We start from the raw sequence: 19,116 nt of genomic DNA on the forward strand, positions 1-19,116 counted from the left end.
GGTTCATCAATACAGAATTGAATGCTCAAAGATACGAAATTAAAGGCATAAGCCTAAGTAAAATTACGGTAATAAAAGATTGAAAAAGTAGAAATGGAATAATCTGGGGTATACTTATTAATTCCTGTAGAAGAGCTCTTGGAAAGTGTAGATAACTTGGTTAAATAGAGCGATAAATAAGAAGGAGTTAGGTAATTAAGTTAAAAGCAAATTCCTGCAAAAATATACTTATGAGCCTTTCAGAAATATTTATTTTGAGGGAAAAATTGAGAATGATTTAAACCATAAAGTACAGATTATTTAGAATATACATAACGATGATTAAGGTGAAATATTTTGCAAATGATTGCAAATATTATGCAAACTTGTTCAAACTATTGCTCCAAAGCATGCACGCGATAAACGAAGAAATTAAGGGGTCTTTTAATAGATACCAAATAAACATTATATGAAGTAAAATACCAAAATGATTTTGAATTAAGTAAAATAAATAATTGTACTTTTTTGTGATGATAGGCTCAAATGTAGAAATTTTCCTGTTTTAATGTATTAATAAAAGAATGTTAGACTGTTCTAAAGAGTACAAAATTCATTATTTTATTTATTGGAAAAGTACAATGTTTTTTTATTGTGTTATTGAAGACGTTTTTAACATTTATTAACAAAAAACGTGAATACGCAAAGTTTTACAAAGTTTTGCAAATCTGTCCTACACTGTGCTAAGTTTGCAAAGTATCGTTTTAGTGCAATTTTGGTAAAAATAAGTATTTTTTTGAAATAAAATTTTTTCCAAAAAAAATTGAATTATAGAAACTTTATCGCCTACTTTGTTGTGTGAAATCACAGCAAATTCATACTTTTTAGTAAGAAAATTCCATAACTAGACTAACTACTAATTCCCAAAACAATCCTTCTAGTATGATGGTTTTTACTTAAAAATGCTGTGAAGAGCATTCTCAAATTTCATTAACCATTTTTCCCAATCTTAATATTACCTATGAAAAATCATTTTTACCGATGGTTTGGTCGCCCAATGCGACAAGGTGCAGTATCAACGGGACTTCTTAAGTTCGCGACGATAGCTGTAGCTATGCTTTTGTCTATTGGGGCTTATGCTCAAGACAAAACTGTTACCGGAAAAGTTACTGACAGTGGCGATGGCTCTGGACTACCAGGTGTATCTGTAAGTGTAAAAGGAACAAACAAAGGTACACAAACAGATGCTACGGGTTCATTCAAACTGAGCAATGTATCAGACAATGCTGTTTTGGTTTTCTCATTTGTAGGTTATGCAAAACAAGAAGTTTCAGTAGGTGGTCGTTCTCAAGTGAACGTATCGTTGGCATCTGAAACAAAAGCATTAGAAGAAGTTGTAGTAGTAGGTTATGGTACTACAACGAAGAAAGATGCAACAGGTGGTGTTGTAGCGTTGACTGCTAAGGATTTTAACAAAGGTGTGATTGCTTCTCCTGAACAATTATTGCAAGGCCGTGCGGCGGGTGTACAAATGACTCCTAACTCTGGTGAGCCAGGTGCAGGTATCAATATTCGTATTCGTGGTACAACTTCAATTCGTTCAGGTAATGGTCCATTGTATGTTGTAGATGGTATTCCATTGGATGGTGGTAACACTTCTGATGGTACAGATGGTAGTGCAGGTGTTGGTACAACAGCGGCAAGAAACCCATTGAACTTCTTGAACCCAAGTGATATTGAAAACATCTCTGTATTGAAAGATGCTTCGGCTGCTGCTATCTACGGTTCTCGTGGTGCAAACGGTGTTGTTTTGATTACAACTAAAAAAGGTAAATCTGGTCAAAGTAACTTGAACTTCTCAGCAAACACTGCGATTTCAAACAACTACAAAAACTATGATGTATTGTCTACTGCTGATTTCTTAAAGCAAGCTACTGCTGCAGGTTTGGATGCAAGCAACAAATTGATCAACGCTGGCTCTAGTACAAACTGGCAAGATCAAGTATATCGTACTGCGGTTGCTCAAAACTACAACTTAAGCTACGGCGGTGGTAATGATAATACTAACTACTTCTTCTCTTTGGGTTACAATGACCAACAAGGTACTATCAAAAACTCAGGAATGAAGAAAGTTACGGCTCGTGTAAATGCTACTCACAAATTGTTTGATAATAAAGTTGTTTTGGCTGTAGCAATGACTACATCTAAAGTAACTGACCAATTGTCTGCAACAGGTGGTGACATCGGTTTTGAAGGTAACGTTATTTCAACAGCTATCAAAACTAACCCAACTTACCCAGTTTATGCTGCTGATGGTTCTTATTTTACAAGTGGTACGCCATCGTTCCGTAACCCAGTTTCTTTGTTGAACCAATATAGAGGTGGTGTTGTAACTAACAGAACGTTAATGAACATCAGTGGTACTTGGAATATCCTTCCAAACTTGTCTTACAAAGCTAACTTCGGTTATGACAACTCTGATGGTGTAACAAGAACAAGTGTTGACCCTAATACACCAGGTTTTGCAACAAACATTCCAGGTAACCAAGGTTATGCTCGTATTGCTAACCGTTACTTGACTACTACAACTTTAGAACACACGTTCAACTATAAGTTGGATTTGGGTAAAAACAAAATCGACGCTTTGGCTGGTTTCTCTTATCAAAAATTTGAAAACCAAAGTAACTATGTTCAAGCTAATTATTTTGTTTCTCCTGCGGGATTTGATTTGGTAAACAACATAAACTTTGTAGATAACTCAGGAACAAACAAAGCTTACTCTGGAGGTTCTAGCAAAGGTATGAGTGAATTGCAATCATATTTTGGTCGTGTTAACTACAACTACTCAGACAAGTACTTATTAACAGCTACTTTACGTGTGGATGGTTCATCAAAATTTGGTGCTAACAACAAATATGGTTATTTCCCATCATTTGCAGGTGCATGGAGATTATCTAACGAAACTTTCGTTCCGAAAGAAGTATTTACTGATTTGAAATTGAGAGCTGGCTGGGGTGTTACAGGTAACCAAGAGTTCCCTACAAATACTTCTTTGGCTACTTTTGCTCCTAACTCTTCATCAGGTGGTTTGCAAAAAGAAAACGTACCTAACCCTGACATCAAATGGGAAACTACAACGGCCTATAACATCGGTTTAGACTTCTCATTGTTGAAAGGAAGATTGTCTGGTACTGTTGACTACTTCAACAAATCTACTAACAACTTGTTGTTCCCATTTGCTGCACCACTACCAGATGTAGCTATTACAAGATGGAGCAATATTCCTGCTGACATCAGAAACAAAGGGGTTGAAGTTTCTTTAACTTACCAAGTATTGGCAGGTAAAAAATTGGATTGGGAAGTTTCTGGTAATGCAACATTCTTGAAAAACGAAGTAGCTAGTTTAAACGTAGCAACTATTCAAACTGGTAACTTGTACGGTCAAGGCTTGTCAGGAGCATTTATCCAACCAATCACTCAAGGCTATCCATTGTATGGATTCTTCTTGTCTGATTTCTTAGGCTATGACTCAAACGGTAATACTAAATTGTCTGCAGATAAATCATACAAAGGAAGTCCATTCCCTACAATGACTTGGGGTTTGAACAACAGTTTCTCTTTGGGTAGCTGGAATGCTAGTTTGTTTATCAATGGCCAACAAGGTGGATACGTTTACAACAACACTGCTAACGCTGTATTGAACAGAGCATCGGTAAAACAAGGTAACAACGTTACAAACTACACGATCTCTAGCACTACAGGTCAAGCATTCGGTGACGCTCCAGTACCGTCATCATTCTACCTAGAGAAGTCTGATTTCATTCGTGTATCTAACTTCTCATTGGGTTATACATTCAAGTTACCTGCTAACAGTTTTGCTAAGTCTCTTAACATCTCTTTGACAGGACAGAACTTATTGTTGATCTCTAATTACTCAGGTCTAGATCCAGAAGTGACTAACACTGCTGCTACTAGAAATGGTGTTCCTTCATTAGGTATTGATTACATCTCATATCCTAAGGCTAGAACATTCTCATTGGGTATCAACGCTAACTTCTAACAACTTGTATAGTTTAGTTTTGACATAGCTTAAGACTTTACTTTAATCCACATTATCCGAAATAAAAAAATGAAAAATTTTAAAAATATATTGTATCCTTCGTTGTTAACACTAGCAATGGGAGGCGCGATCGGATGTACGAACTTGGATGATGCTGTGCTAGATCGTTTGACGGACGCTTCATCTATTTCGCCTGATTTAACATTGAAGTCTGCTTATCAAAGTCTTGGATCTAACTTTACGGATCAAGCCAACGTATACGCATTGACAGAGCATCCTTCCGATGAAATGCAAGGTCCTACGCGTGGTGCTGACTGGGATGATAATGGTCGTTGGAGAAACCTTCACACGCACACTTGGACAAACCAGAGTGATGATGTTCTTGGCGCTTGGAATAATTTAAATAGAGGTCATGCTCTTGCTAATGAAGTAATTAACAATCCTAAAGCAACGGCAAAGCAAAAAGCTGAAGCTATTTATCTTCGTGCATTCTACATGTTTTATACCATGGATTTGTTCGGTCAAGTAGCATTTAGAGATCCAGCTAACCCAGGGGCATTGCCAAAAGCTTTGAGCCGTAAAGAAGCTGCTGCTCAAATCATTTCTGATTTGAATGCTAATATTCCATCATTGGATAATGCTTCTGGCTCTAACTCAGGTACAGCAACTAAAGAAGCAGCTCGTTTCTTATTGGCTAAAGTTTATTTGAACAAAGCTGTTTACGATCAAGATCCATCTAGCCCAGCAGGTCCATTTACTTTTGCAAAAGCTGATATGGATCAAGTAGTATCATTAGCAGATGCCATTACTGGTTCTGGTAAATTTAGTTTGACAGCTAACTATTTTGATAACTTCCACTTCGAAAACTCATCTCGTTCAAAAGAATTGATTTTTGTAATTCAGAACGAAAAAGGTGCTAGTAATAATAATGGTTCTTCTGTAAGAAACCGTTATTACATGACAACGCACTACAACCAAGTTCCTAGTGGTTGGAATGGTTTTACTACTTTGTCTGATTTCTATAATAGCTTCGAAAAAACGGATAGCCGTTTGGGAGCAGCCGTTCCAGGATTGACTGACAAGTCAGGCTTGCGTGCAGGTTTCTTGGCAGGTCAACAATATGATCAAAACGGTGTAGCATTGAATGACCGTTCTGGTAAACCACTTAGCTTTACTGCAAAGTATGACTTTAAAGTGGCAAGTGAAGCAGATGGTATCCGTGTTATCAAATATATTCCAGATTTGTCAGACATCGATTCTCCTGCGAATGACTACGTTTTCTTCCGTTATGCTGACTTGTTATTAATGAAAGCTGAGGCTTTGTTTAGAGGTGGAAACACAGCTGGTGCTTTAACAATCATCAATGACTTGAGAAAAACTCGTGGTGTAGCTGCTTTGGCTGCATTAACTGCAAACGATATCTTGGCTGAACGTGGTCGTGAATTGTACTGGGAAGGTTGGAGAAGAAACGACCAAATCCGTTTTGGTACTTTCGCAAACCCTGTTGATAACAGAACAACAGCGTCTCCTGCTTACCGTGTTGTATTCCCAATCCCTCAAAGAGAATTGGAAATCAACTCAAACTTGAAACAAAACGTTGGATATTAATCATCTGATAGTTTTATAATACTGGAAAATGCTCGATTTATCGAGCATTTTCCTTTTAAGGATGTTGTTATATGCCTTTTTCAGCAATCGGCTTTCGGCAACAATAACCCCAATGAATTCATTTTTGGCTTAATGCCTACGGCTTATAGCCTAATGCGTAATAATGCAATTTTATTTTACATTATTACTTAATTACTCCATAAACATTAATAAGCTCTCAAAATAATGGTACGTCAATTCTTTTTTATTATTGGAATTTTATTGTTGGTTTCGGGTTGTACAATTTCAGATAAATTCAAGGTTGATGAAGTTTATAATCAGTTGAAGGACGACCAAGCAAAAATTATTTTACATATCAAAGGTAGCAACTTTTACAAGGAGGAAAGTATCTTTCATGGTCACCTCGAAATCGTAGAAAAATCTTTTACTATTAACTATTTCGATCAGTTTGATAGCAATGTAATGATTCATTTCGGTGCGGATAAATGGTATGAAGAAAAACCCATTAAAGCCCCTATCAGAATGTTTAACTCCTCAACTTCTACGGTAATGTTTGGTAAAATCAAAGACAAAGCGAAAAGAAAAGGTGAAGGGTACTTGATGAGCCAAGGGCTTCTTACGTTCAAATCTCTTAACAAAGATAAAATCGTTATTGAGGTAGTCGGAAAAGCAAAAAAATACCCTAATGTTGGTGAAACAGATCCAGCTTTTGAGGTGGAAGGTATTATTGTGTGCAAAAAACCAAAAATAGCTTTTCTGGATGTAAATGAAGCCAATACGCTTTACTAGACAACTGAATCGTTTGAACCTATGAATTAATGAGAAAAATTAAACCTATTAATAGCATTACGCTTCCTATAGTCATCCTACTAGTAGGTATTTTGGGAGCTAACTTTTTTTCTTTGGGACAAACTCAGAGGAGTTCAAATGAATTACTAGCTAGATTGAATTCGTCAGTCAACAGAGATAGAACCTTCCTACGAACCTTTGCTCTTGTTGGAAATGTGGTTGATCTAGAAAACCAAAAGCCCATTCCAAATGCAAGTGTTTCAATTGATTATGTGAAGTCAGGGGTGATTACAGATTCTACCGGTAATTTTTATATGAGATTGACACAAGGTGAATATATTTTGAAAATCTCAGCCGTAGGATATAAGATATTTAGAAAGTATATCAAGCTAGATAAAGATACTAAAATGAAGATTGAACTTCAATCTGTATCTAATATGCTTGAAGAAGTGATTGTTTCGAGTGTAGCAACTCGTAAGGATATTCAGACACCCTCTTTAGGGGTTTCTTTGTTGAGCTTAAAAGGTATCAAAAAGATTCCTGCTATGATGGGAGAAGTGGATATTTTGAGAAGTTTGCAGACTCTCCCAGGTGTAAGCTCCGTGGGCGAAGGTAGCAATGGTATCAATGTACGTGGAGGAGCTGTTGATCAAAATTTAATATATGTTGACGACACTCCCATTTTTAATCCAACGCATTTGTTTGGGTTATTTTCCATTTTTCCATCCGATGCGATTCGCGAGGTTGAATTGTACAAAGGTGGTGTTCCTGCTCGTTTTGGAGGACGCACTGCTTCTGTGTTAGATATTAAGATGAGCGAGCCTAGTCTCGAAAAGGGGAGTGTACAGGGTGGAATCGGTGCCATATCAAATCGTTTGACATTTGAAACGCCTTTAATTAAGGATAAACTGTCATTGATGACTTCTGCTCGGGTATCCTTTAATGATTTTTGGTTTAAATGGTTTGGCTCTCCTGAAGTAAGAAATACCAGAGCTAACTTTTACGATTTGGCATCTAAAGTATTTTTTAAGCCTGATAAGAAAAATACGATTTCGCTGACCGCTTATATTAATCATGATTTTTATCGAGTAGATTCCTTGTTTAGCCTTGAAAATGTAGTAGCCAATCAAACGGATTTTACTTACGGACATCAGAATTTAGCCCTACGTTGGAATCATTTTTTTTCAAGTAAAAGTAGTTTAGAGGTTTCTGCGATTTCTAGTTTGTACAAAAGCCAGACGGTTGCTCCTGATACTGCTAATAAGATAGACCTTCGCAATTCGATTCGATATTATAATTTCAAAGCTCAATTTTCCTACTATCCTAACGAGAAGCATAAAATCAATGCGGGTATATCGGGTATTCGATATGAGTTAGAGCCAGGTATATTGAACAAGGATATTGTGTCAAATATTGCCAAAGTTATTTTGGATAAAGAACAGGGCTACGAACTGGCAACTTATGTTGATGATGAATATAAGCTTAGTGAAAAACTAAGAGTTCAATTGGGTTTGCGCTATGTACAATACTTGAGTATGGGACCAGCTCCTAAGCGAGTATATGTGGCTGGTGAGCCTCTTTCGGGCGAAACGCTTTTACAAAGTACATTGACATCAGGAGTGATTGAAAATTATGGAGGACTAGAACCTCGTTTGACCGCACTTTATACCATCGACGCAAACTCTTCTTTGAAACTAGGTTATAACCGAATGCATCAGTTTTTGCAATTAGTTTCCAATAATACAACGCCTTTGCCAACGGCTAGATGGAAATTGTCGGACAATAATATCAAGCCTCAAAGTAGCGATTTGGTGTCATTGGGATACTTCAAAAATTTGAAAGAAAGTATTTGGGAGTTATCTGTAGAGACTTACTATCGCAGAACTCAAGATATGATTGATTATATTTCAGGCGCAAATCTACAGCTCAATCCTACGATCGAAACTCAATTATTAAACGGAAAGGGTTTGGCTTATGGCGCAGAGTTGATGCTTACGAAGAAAAAAGGAGAGGTTACAGGCTCGATTGGATATACCTTCGCTCGTTCGTTTTCGAAAGTTGATGGTCAATATCCAGAACAACGTATTAATAAAGGAGACTGGTATCCGACTAATTATGATAAGCCTCATACGCTCAACTTGATGTTTAATGCGCAGCCTGATAAGCATAATAGTTTTTCCTTCAACTTTGTCTATAGCACAGGACGTCCGTTGACAGCACCTGTAGGAACTTATACGCTTGATGACCAGAAGATTCTGGTATATACGAGTCGAAACAATGACCGCATTCCTGACTACTACCGACTAGATTTTTCTTGGATTATTTCTAATCCGAGTATGAAAACCAAACGATGGGAAGGAAGTTGGGCATTTACGGTATATAACCTTTTGGGGCGCTCAAATGCTTATTCAGTATTTTTCAAAACACAAAACGACGTAATTAGAGCTTACCGATTGAGTGTTTTCGCCTCGCCGATTGTTTCCTTAGGTTATAATTTCAAGTTCAAATAAGTTTTACCGACCTTTAGCATTCATAGCGTATGAAAACCTATTTAAGATTTTTAATTCTGAGTTTAATGCTGGGCTTGAGTTCTTGTATCGACGAACTTAGAGATTACACCCAAGCTGCAGGAGAACGATATTTGTCGGTAGAAGCCTCGCTTTCGGATTTGAAAGGACCTCATAGAGTATACCTGTCTTTTTCGTCTCCCAACATCAATATCAATACCGAAAGTACACCCATAACTGGTGCAACGGTATTTTTTGAAGATGATTCAGGAAAACAGGAAAGGCTCTCAGAGCTTTCAGGAGGAGTTTATGAGTCTTCATCCACATTTCAAGGCGTTGTAGGTAGAAGTTATACCTTAAATATTACCTTGCAAAATGGTAAAAAATATAAATCAACACCAGAGCAAATTACGGCATCGCCTGCGATAGATAGTGTTTATACACAGTTTAAAATAGATACGGATTATCCGACCAACGATGCACGAAGATATGCTTTTCAAGTATTTGCCGATTTTAAAGACCCGGCAAATCCACAGCAATATTATGAATGGAAATGGACACATTATGAGCGTACTCTCTATTGTGCAAGTTGTGAACGTGGTTACGATTATATTCAAAATAAATGTAGCATAGAAAATAATTTTCCTTTAGGGCAAACAGTCCCAGAGTTGATAAATTACAAATGCTCAGAGACTTGTTTTGATATAGAATATTCAACTTTAATTAATATTCTTTCTGATAATTTGTTGAATGGACAAACAATCAGAGGCGTAAAAGTAGCGAGTGTTCCTTACACTGATAAATCTTTGTATTATTTGAAGATTGAACAAAGAGCTATTCCGACTAAACTTTATCAGTATTTGAGAACAATCAAAAATGTATCTCAGAGCTCAGGAACGCTATTTGACGTACCTGCCGAAACACAGTTTAGCCCCAATATCACTTCTGTAGATTTTCCTGAAGAAAAGATTTTAGGTGTTTTTGAAGTATTCGGAGCCAAACAAAAAATAGTATATATTGACCGCTCGATTGGTTCAGACGGATATACGGCTATTCCAAAAGTATATCAAGGAAGAGCCATTCCACCGCCTCCAGGTGCCATTAGTGGTCCATTAACCCCTTGCATTGAGGGTAAATTTCGAACAAAAAAAGAACCTGAAGCTTGGCGTGAATAAGCCAAAGGAATAAAAGCATGATAAAGAATCTGATAGTGATTAAACATATTTTCAAAAACATATTCTACCTAGGTCTTTTGGGTATAATGGGTATTTCTTGCCAACAACAAGAAACACTTTTTACGCTTAAAACACCTGAAGAAACTGGTATTCAGTTTGCCAATATCGTGACAGAATCTGAACAGGAAAATATTCTCAATTATGAATATTTTTATAACGGAGGAGGTGTTGCTGCTGCCGATTTCAATAATGATGGCTTGACAGATTTGTATTTTACAGGAAATCAGGTGCTTAATGCTTTGTATCTGAACAAAGGAGAAATGCAATTTGAGGATATCACGTCCAAAGCTGGGGTAGCGGGTCGCCAAGGTGCTTGGAAAACAGGTGTTTCGGTAGTTGATATTAACGCCGATGGTTGGCTGGATATTTATGTGTGTTACTCTGGTTTAAGGTCAGAAGATTTGCGTAAAAACCAGCTTTTTATCAATAATCATAATCTAACATTTACCGAAAAAGCACAAGAATATGGATTGGATGATTCAGGGTATTCTACGCAAGCTAGTTTTGTTGATTATGACCTTGATGGCGATTTAGACTGCTTTTTAATTAATCATAATCTGGCTGGATACCAACGTAAGGAGGCCGCCGTTATGCGTGCTGCTCGTGATTATAATGCAGGAGATAAACTTTTCAGAAATGATAAGGGGCATTTTACTGATGTGTCCGAACAAGCTGGTATCAAAGGAAACCCATTGGGTTTTGGTCTGGGAGTAATGGTTTCGGATGTTAATCAGGATGGGTATCCCGATATTTATGTAACCAATGACTACGTGGAGGATGATTATTTATACATCAACCAGAAAAATGGTACCTTCAAAGATGAACTTCGTGAGCGTATCGGACATACGTCGTATTCGTCGATGGGAGTTGATATTGCCGACATCAACAACGATAACCTACCTGATATTTTTACCCTAGATATGTTGCCAGAGGATAATGCTCGCCAGAAATTGTTGCTTTGGCCAGACAACTGGAATACCTATCAGGCACAATTACAAAATGGCTTCTGGCATGCCAATATGCGTAATATGTTGCAGGTAAATCAAGGAAACGGACAATTTGCTGAAATCGGTCAATTGGCTGGTGTATCTAATACCGATTGGAGTTGGGGAACACTCATGGCAGATTTTGACTTGGATGGTTACAAAGATATTTTTGTAAGTAATGGACTAGGAAAAGACTATACCAATGCCGACTTTATCAAATATTACAACGATGAGGAGGCTTATGGTTCTAAAAAGCCATTATTAGAGCATTTGAAGCAGATGCCAACGAGTCAAACCAAGAATTATATTTTTAGAAATAATCACCAATTAGGCTTTATCAATGAACAAGTAAATTGGGGTTTCGACCGTGCTACTGTAGCAAGCGGTGCAGTGTACGCAGACTTGGATAATGATGGGGATATTGAAATTATTACAAACAACCTAAACGATAAGGCACACGTTTATGAAAATCAAAGTCAAAAAATTCAGCCAGATTTTCATGCGGTAAAAGTAAAATTGACAGGTTCTTCACAAAACCCTTTTGCTATAGGTGCTAAAGTGCAGGTTCGTGTGCAAGGAAAAGATTCCACAATGACTTTGACCCAAGAAATAGCCAATAGTCGTGGTTTCCTGTCAAGTAGCCTTGAGCCCTTGACTTTTGGGATTGGTACTGGGAAAGTTATTTCTGTAAAAGTATTTTGGCCTGATGCACAAGGTTCTATTACAGAACTGTGTCAACCTAAAGCTGATAATAAATACGACATAATTTATCAGAAAACACCAACTTGTAATGCTCTTCAATCGGAGCAAAAAGTAAATCCAATTTTTACCAAAACAACCATTCCTTCGGTGGTTTCTGAGATTGCTCTTACCAATAACTTCGACCGTCAGGTAATGTTGCCAATGCACTATTCTTATACAGGTCCCAAAATGGTGGCAGGTGATTTTAATAAGGATGGACAAATGGATGTTTGGGTATGTGGAAATGCTTTGTCGTCGCCAGTAATCTATCTGGCAAACGGAGAAGGTTTCAAGCAGCAAAAACTTTCATCTCCGCCTGCTTTTCAACAAGATGCAGTCGTAGGCGATTTTAATGGTGATCAGTGGCCAGATGTATATGTGACAGTTGGTAACTATGCCAACGCACAATTGAGCGAACAGCAAGACCAGTTATGGTTAAATGATGGAAAAGGAAATCTAAAACTCGCTCAAACTATCGAAGATGGTTTGAATACTAAAACAGTAAAAGCTGCTGACTTGGATAAAGACGGCGATTTAGATGTTTTTGTTGGTGGTCATATTCAGCCTAACCGTTTTCCAGTGGCAGAAAAGAGTGCTATCCTTTGGAATGACGGGAAGGGACATTTTACCAAACAAGAACTAGAAGCCTACGGCTTGATCACGGGTGTTGAAGCAGATGATTTTGATCAAAATGGTACAACTGATTTAGTTGTCGTAGGAGAGTGGATGAGTCCGATAATCCTAAAAAATAAGGGTAATAGAGCGTTCGAGATTCAGGCAACAGATATTCCTTCAGGCTGGTACACAAGTATTGCACAAGTCGACTTGGATGGAGACAAAGACTTGGATTTAGTACTGGGAAATATGGGACTCAATACCCAAATTCGTGCTTCGAAAGCAGAGCCAGCTAGCTTGGTTTTTGATGATTTTGACATGAACGGAACGGTTGACTTTTTCCTTAATTATTATATTCAAGGAAAGTCGTATCCTGCTTGTACCAGAGATGAAATGGCAGAACAGATGCCAATTTTGAAAAAGAAATTTCCAGATTATGCCACTTTTGCGAAGGCAACCATAGAGGACGTTTTTGACCAAGCAGCTTTAGAGAAAGCACATAGACTGGAGATTACTAACTTGAAAACGCTGGTTCTGGAAAATCAAAAAGGGAAATTTGTGGCACATCAATTACCGATGCAAGCCCAATACGCTCCTGTGTATGCGATAGCTTTGCAAGATTTTGATAAGGATGGCAAAACTGATATTTTGTTGGCAGGTAATAATAGTAAATTGCGTTTGAGAATTGGTAAGGTTGACGCTAATTATGGTATTTTGTTGAAAAATAAAGGAAAGTTTGCCTTCGAAAGCATGTCCGTCGCTCAAACAGGTCTATTTTTCAAAGGAGATATTAAATCTATCCTAGCGTTACCAAAACATTTATTCGTTGGAAAAAATAGCGAAGGAGTTGAAGGGTATGTGTGGTGAAGAGGGGATAGGGTTTAGGGGATAGGCAAGGAGGAGTTGGATTTTAGTGAACAGGCACAAAGGTACAGCGGTACAAAGTGTTTTTAGGGGATAGGGTTCAGGGTATAGGTAAAGAGAAGTTGGGTTTTAGTGGGCAATTAAAATTTTACATTCATTACTCAACTCATCACTCACAACTCTCAACTCACAATTCGCCCTTTATGCCTTATCCCTCAAAAAAAGAACCATTTTTATTTAAACAATTATATCAATCTATGAAATTCACTGGCTTATTATTGGGGCTTTTGCTGTTTTCAGCAGAGGTTTTTTCTCAAAAGGCATATCATCTTGCCTCTCCGAATGCACGTGTTAATTTGACTCTAAATGTCACCAAAGAAGGTAAACTTACGTATGCCTTAAATTTGGCTCAAACCTCGGTTGTAAAGCCTTCTGCTCTAGGTTTTAAGCTCCAAAAACCTGCTATTTCTCTCACAAACTTTACCCTTATTTCTGCTGATTCTAGTGAATTTTCTGAAACTTGGAATCCTGTTTGGGGAGAAGTAAAGAGTATCGAAAATCATTATAAACAACTAAAACTTCGTGTAAAAGCCATTCCTGCGAATGTATTGGTAGATGTTGTGTTTAGGGTTTTTAACGATGGTATTGGATTTCGATATGAGTTTCCAGAGCAAGAAGGGTTTAAGCATTTTATTGTTGCTGATGAGCTAACGCAATTTAATTTGGCGACTAATAACAAAACTTTTTGGATTCCAGGAGATTATGATACCAACGAATATTTGTACAATACAACCTTATTTTCAGAGATTCATGCCTTAGCTGCTGCTAAAAAAGAAAAGGATATTGCCCTACAATCCTTGATTGCGGATAATGCCGTTCAAACGCCTTTGATGATGAAAACCCCTCAAGGAATTTATCTCAATATCCACGAGGCTGCTTTGGTCAATTATCCTGTTATGCACCTGATGGCAAATACCAAAACTTTTGGGCTTACTTCTCATCTTACGCCTGATGCGGTAGGGAATAAAGCCTATTTGCAAACACCTTTTAATACCCCTTGGAGAACGATTGTTTTGAGTAATAAAGCTGAAGAAATTTTGTCATCTAAACTTATTCTCAATCTTAATGAACCATCTAAAATTGAAAAGACTGATTGGATAAAACCACAAAAGTTTATCGGTATGTGGTGGGAAATGCACGTGGGCAAAGCTACTTGGGAAAAAGTAGGTGGAAAGCATGGGGCAAATACCGAAAATGTAAAAAAATACATTGATTTTGCTTCTGACAATGGCTTTGACGGTGTGCTAGTAGAAGGTTGGAACGAAGGCTGGGAAGATTGGTTTGGGAATTGGAAAGAGGAAGTTTTCGATTTTGTTACTCCATATTCGGACTATGATGTAGATGCGTTACTCGCTTATGCCAAAAAGAAAAATGTAAAACTGATTATGCACCACGAAACATCGGGTTCGGTGACCAACTATGAGCGTCGAATGGATAAGGCATTTCAGTTTATGAAAAATAAAGGCTTTGAAACAGCCAAAACGGGCTATGTAGGTCGTATTATTCCTCGTGGCGAGCATCATGATAGTCAATGGATGGTAAATCACTTCAATCGTGTAGCAGCAAAAGCTGCTGAGTACCAAATTATGATTGAAGCGCATGAGTCATCTCGTCCAACGGGCTTGCACCGTACGTATCCAAACTGGCTTGCCAACGAAGCTGCTCGTGGGAATGAGTTTAACAACGCCCCAACGTTGGGTTTGGTCCCAGAGCATGAAACCATCTTGCCATTTACTCGCTTGATGGGCGGTCCTATGGATTATACGCCAGGTTTTTTCAAAATGCACCTCAATCAGTTTATTCCATCTCGCACCACTCGTGTGCGCACGACCTTGGCAAAACAATTGGCGTTGTATGTGACCATGTACAGTCCTTTGCAGATGGTGGGCGATTTGCCAGAAAATCTCAAGGTTTATCCCGATGCTTTACAATTTATCAAAGATGTTCCTGTAGATTGGGACGATACCAAAATTTTATCGGCAGAACCAGGAGAATTTATCATGATTGCTCGTAAGCAAAAAGGACAGAACCAATGGTTTGTAGGAGCTGTGAGTGATGAAAATTCAAGAGAGCTTTTAGTAAATTTTGATTTTTTGCCTTCTGGTAAAACTTACACAGCAACCATCTATCAAGATGCTAGCAATGCGGATTGGGAGAAAAATCCAGAAGCTTATCAAATCCAAAAAGTTTCGGTAGATTCACAAACCAAGCGCACAATCAAAATCGCTAAAGGTGGTGGTTTTGCAATCAGTATTAAATAGGATATCGACTGTTGGGTTGAAAAATGGAATACTTTTCCCAACAACCATAACTAACCTTATATAAACAAAAGAATGAAAGTATTACAACAATTGTCGCTTATAGCCCTCATGGGAATTGGATTGGGATGTTCGAGTAAAAGCGACACCGTGTTCGAACTCATGGATAGTAAGGATACGGGCATTGATTTTGTGAATAAAGTCGAAAACTCAAAAGACTTCAATATATTCAATTACCGCAATTTTTATAATGGCGGAGGCGTAGCCATTGGCGATATCAATAACGACGGTTTGCCCGATATTTTCTTGACATCCAACATGGGCGCCAACAAACTATATCTTAATAAAGGCGACTGGAAATTTGAGGATATTTCCAAAAAAGCAGGCGTAGAAGAAATAGGTAAATGGAATACTGGCGTGGTCATGGTAGATATCAATCATGATGGTTTTCTAGATATCTATGTGTGTAATGCAGGGATTAATAAGTTTACCCAAAAACAAAAAAATGCCCTTTTTATCAACAATGGTAACTCGACTTTTACTGAGTCAGCCGCAAAATATGGCTTGGACGAAGGAGGTTATACTACCCATGCGGCATTTTTTGATTATGATTTGGATGGCGATTTGGATTGTTATATTCTCAACAACAGCTTTATCCCTGTCAATACGCTCAATTATGCCAACAACCGTGAATTACGTGCTGAGGATTGGCCAGTAAAAGATTTCTTGAAAGGTGGAGGTGATAAATTGATGCGTAACGATAACGGCTTTTTCCATGACGTATCCAAAGATGCAGGTATTTACAGCTCTTTGATTGGTTTTGGTTTGGGCGTAACCATTGGCGATGCTAACAATGATAACTATCCAGACATCTATGTTTCTAACGATTTTTATGAAAAAGACTATCTCTATATCAACCAAAAGGATGGAACTTTCAAAGAAGAAATCGAACAGCGTATGAAACATATCAGCCTTGCTTCTATGGGTGCTGATATGGCTGATATCAATAATGATGGTTACCAAGAAATCATTACTACAGATATGCTTCCACGTGATGAATATCGTTTGAAAACTACTTCTTCTTTCGATAATCATTATGTTTTTAAACTGAAAAAAGAACGTGGTTTTTATAACCAATTTCAGCAAAATAGTCTTCAGTTAAATAACCAAGATGGTACTTTTTCGGAAATAGGAAATTACGCTGGTGTAGCAGCGAGTGACTGGAGTTGGGGTGCCTTAATGTTCGACGCCGATAACGATGGATACAATGATATTTATGTTTGTAATGGTATTTATAACGACGTAATCGACCAAGATTTTATTGACTTTTTTGCCAATGAACTGGTACAGGATATGCGCATGACAGGCGTGAAGCAAGATTTTAATAAAATCATTGAAAAAATGCCTTCAACGCCGATTCCTAATAATTTTTTCCATAATACTAAATCATTGAAGTTTGAAGAAAAGGCTAAGGATTTTGGTTTTGATGCACCTTCGTTCTCTAATGGTGCGATGTATGCCGATTTGGATAACGATGGAGATGAAGATTTGGTGGTAAACAACGTGAACGCTCAATGTTTTGTATATCGCAACAATTCTGACAAACAAGCAGAAAAACCTCATTTCTTAAAAGTTAAACTTCAAGGCGAAGGTCAGAATACCTATGCAGTAGGAGCTAAAGTAGATGTTTTTACAGGAAAAGAAACACAAACTCGTTCACTGATTCCTTCTCGTGGATTCCAGTCGAGTGCGGAGTATGTCTTGAATTTTGGTCTGGGAAAAAATACCAAAGTAGACTCCCTCATTATTACTTGGCCTGATCAACGTATTAGTATTTACAAAAATCCGAAAATTGATGGCTTGGTTTCGTATCAAATGAAGGATGGTAAAAAAATGTCTTATCCAAAGGCAAAGCTAGTAGATGGATATTTTCAATGGGTAACTCAGCCGTTTGAAAAACATCAAGAAGATCCATACGAGGATTTTTACCAAGAAAAAAATCTTCCTGCTATGCTTTCGAAAGAAGGACCAAAGGCTACCGTTGGCGATGTCAATGGCGATGGTTTAGAGGATATATACATTGCAGGGGCAAAGGATCAAGCAGGTATGTTGTATTTGCAAACAGCCACTGGGTTCAAATTGTCCAAACAAGAATCGTTTGAAAGAACAGCCTTTTTTGAAGATACTGCGGTGCTATTTTTTGATGCCGACAAAGATGGTGATTTGGATTTGTTGGTAGGTAGCGGAGGTAATGAGGTTTCGGAAGGTACGAATGACTTGTTGGATAGACTGTATCTAAACGACGGTAAAGGCAAATTTACGTATTCGTCAGGGGCTATCCCGATGAATACCTTGAATACTTCTGTAGTATTGCCACTCGATTATGATGCTGATGGCGATATAGATTTGTTTGTAGGAAGTCGTAGTGTACCGATGCAATATGGTTTAAATCCTAATAGTTTTATTTACCAAAACGACGGTAAAGGTGCATTCAAAGATGTGACAGCAAGCGTTGCGCCACAATTGAAAGAACTCGGTATGGTACGTGATGCCTCTCTGTCGGATGTCAACAAAGATGGCAAGAAGGATTTGGTCATCGTGGGCGACTGGATGGCACCTGTCACCTTATTATCTAAAGGTGCCAAATTCGAAAAAGCAGATAATGGTCTAGAAGAATACACAGGCTTCTGGGGAGCTATTAAAGTATTAGATGTAGATGGCGATGGCGATAACGATATGGTATTGGGTAATATGGGTGAAAACTTTACGCTACATACCCAGTTAGATGCTCCTTTGAAGATTTGGGTGAAAGATTTTGATAAAAATGGAAGCATTGATAAAATTTTAACCAAGACAATTGACGAAAAGGATTCTCCTGTTTTCTTGAAAAGAGAAATGGCAGAGCAATTCCCAGCCTTGAAAAAGCAAATTCTGCAACATGCTGAGTATGCTAAAAAGTCATTGCAAGATTTGTTCCCATCGGATGTCTTAGAGGGAAGCTTGACCAAAACAGTGACTTACTGTAAATCTATAGTGGCTATTAACGATGGCAAAGGTAAATTTACGGTAGTAGCTCTACCAGAGGTAGCTCAGTTATCATGTATCAATGCTATCGAACAAGCTGACGTAAACCACGATGGTAAACCAGATTTGATTATTGGAGGCAATTACACAGGCTTTATTCCGCAGTTGGCGATGATTGATGCAAGTCGTGGAAATGTATTGATTAATAAGGGAAAAGGACAGTTTGAAGTACTTACCAATCAAGAAAGTGGTTTTGTTTTGAATGGTGAAATCAAGCAAATTTTGCCTGTTAAAGTAAAAACTCAAACCGAATATTTGGCACTCATTAATAACGAAGTACCAAGGTTATTTGCGCTCAAAAAATAGTTTTGTATCCCCTTACATTGGCAATCA

General features: G+C 37.8%; 8 protein-coding genes. All 8 read left to right on the plus strand.

Features of this window, described 5'->3' with window-relative positions; translation table 11 throughout:
• Positions 1–997 precede the first annotated feature (997 nt).
• The 8 genes from GVN22_RS07715 (at position 998) to GVN22_RS07750 (ending at position 19,089) form a co-directional block, all read left to right on the plus strand.
• Complete coding sequence (locus GVN22_RS07715; RefSeq protein ID WP_166550458.1) at positions 998–4,036, plus strand: SusC/RagA family TonB-linked outer membrane protein; 3,039 nt, start codon at positions 998–1,000, stop codon at positions 4,034–4,036.
• Between the two features lie 69 nt (positions 4,037–4,105).
• Positions 4,106–5,644, plus strand: coding sequence for a RagB/SusD family nutrient uptake outer membrane protein (locus tag GVN22_RS07720; RefSeq protein WP_166550459.1), 1,539 nt, complete (start codon positions 4,106–4,108; stop codon positions 5,642–5,644).
• A 225-nt stretch (positions 5,645–5,869) separates the two neighbouring features.
• Positions 5,870–6,433, plus strand: coding sequence for a hypothetical protein (locus GVN22_RS07725; protein ID WP_166550460.1), 564 nt, complete (start codon positions 5,870–5,872; stop codon positions 6,431–6,433).
• A gap of 29 nt (positions 6,434–6,462) precedes the next feature.
• A complete protein-coding gene (locus tag GVN22_RS07730; protein WP_166550461.1) occupies positions 6,463–8,943 on the plus strand; it encodes a TonB-dependent receptor in 2,481 nt (826 codons plus the stop codon).
• Positions 8,944–8,972: 29 nt separating this feature from the next.
• Positions 8,973–10,115, plus strand: a complete 1,143-nt coding sequence (locus GVN22_RS07735) for a DUF4249 domain-containing protein (protein WP_166550462.1) — start codon at positions 8,973–8,975, stop codon at positions 10,113–10,115.
• A 17-nt stretch (positions 10,116–10,132) separates the two neighbouring features.
• Entirely contained in the window at positions 10,133–13,384 is a 3,252-nt protein-coding gene (locus GVN22_RS07740; protein WP_166550463.1) for a VCBS repeat-containing protein, read from the plus strand.
• Between the two features lie 254 nt (positions 13,385–13,638).
• Positions 13,639–15,702, plus strand: a complete 2,064-nt coding sequence (locus GVN22_RS07745; RefSeq protein ID WP_166550464.1) for a glycoside hydrolase family 97 protein — start codon at positions 13,639–13,641, stop codon at positions 15,700–15,702.
• A 72-nt stretch (positions 15,703–15,774) separates the two neighbouring features.
• Entirely contained in the window at positions 15,775–19,089 is a 3,315-nt protein-coding gene (locus tag GVN22_RS07750; protein WP_166550465.1) for a VCBS repeat-containing protein, read from the plus strand.
• Positions 19,090–19,116 lie beyond the last annotated feature (27 nt).

This window comes from Cellulophaga sp. BC115SP (assembly GCF_009905545.1).
GTDB classification, from domain to species: Bacteria; Bacteroidota; Bacteroidia; order Cytophagales; family Spirosomataceae; genus Flectobacillus; species Flectobacillus rivi.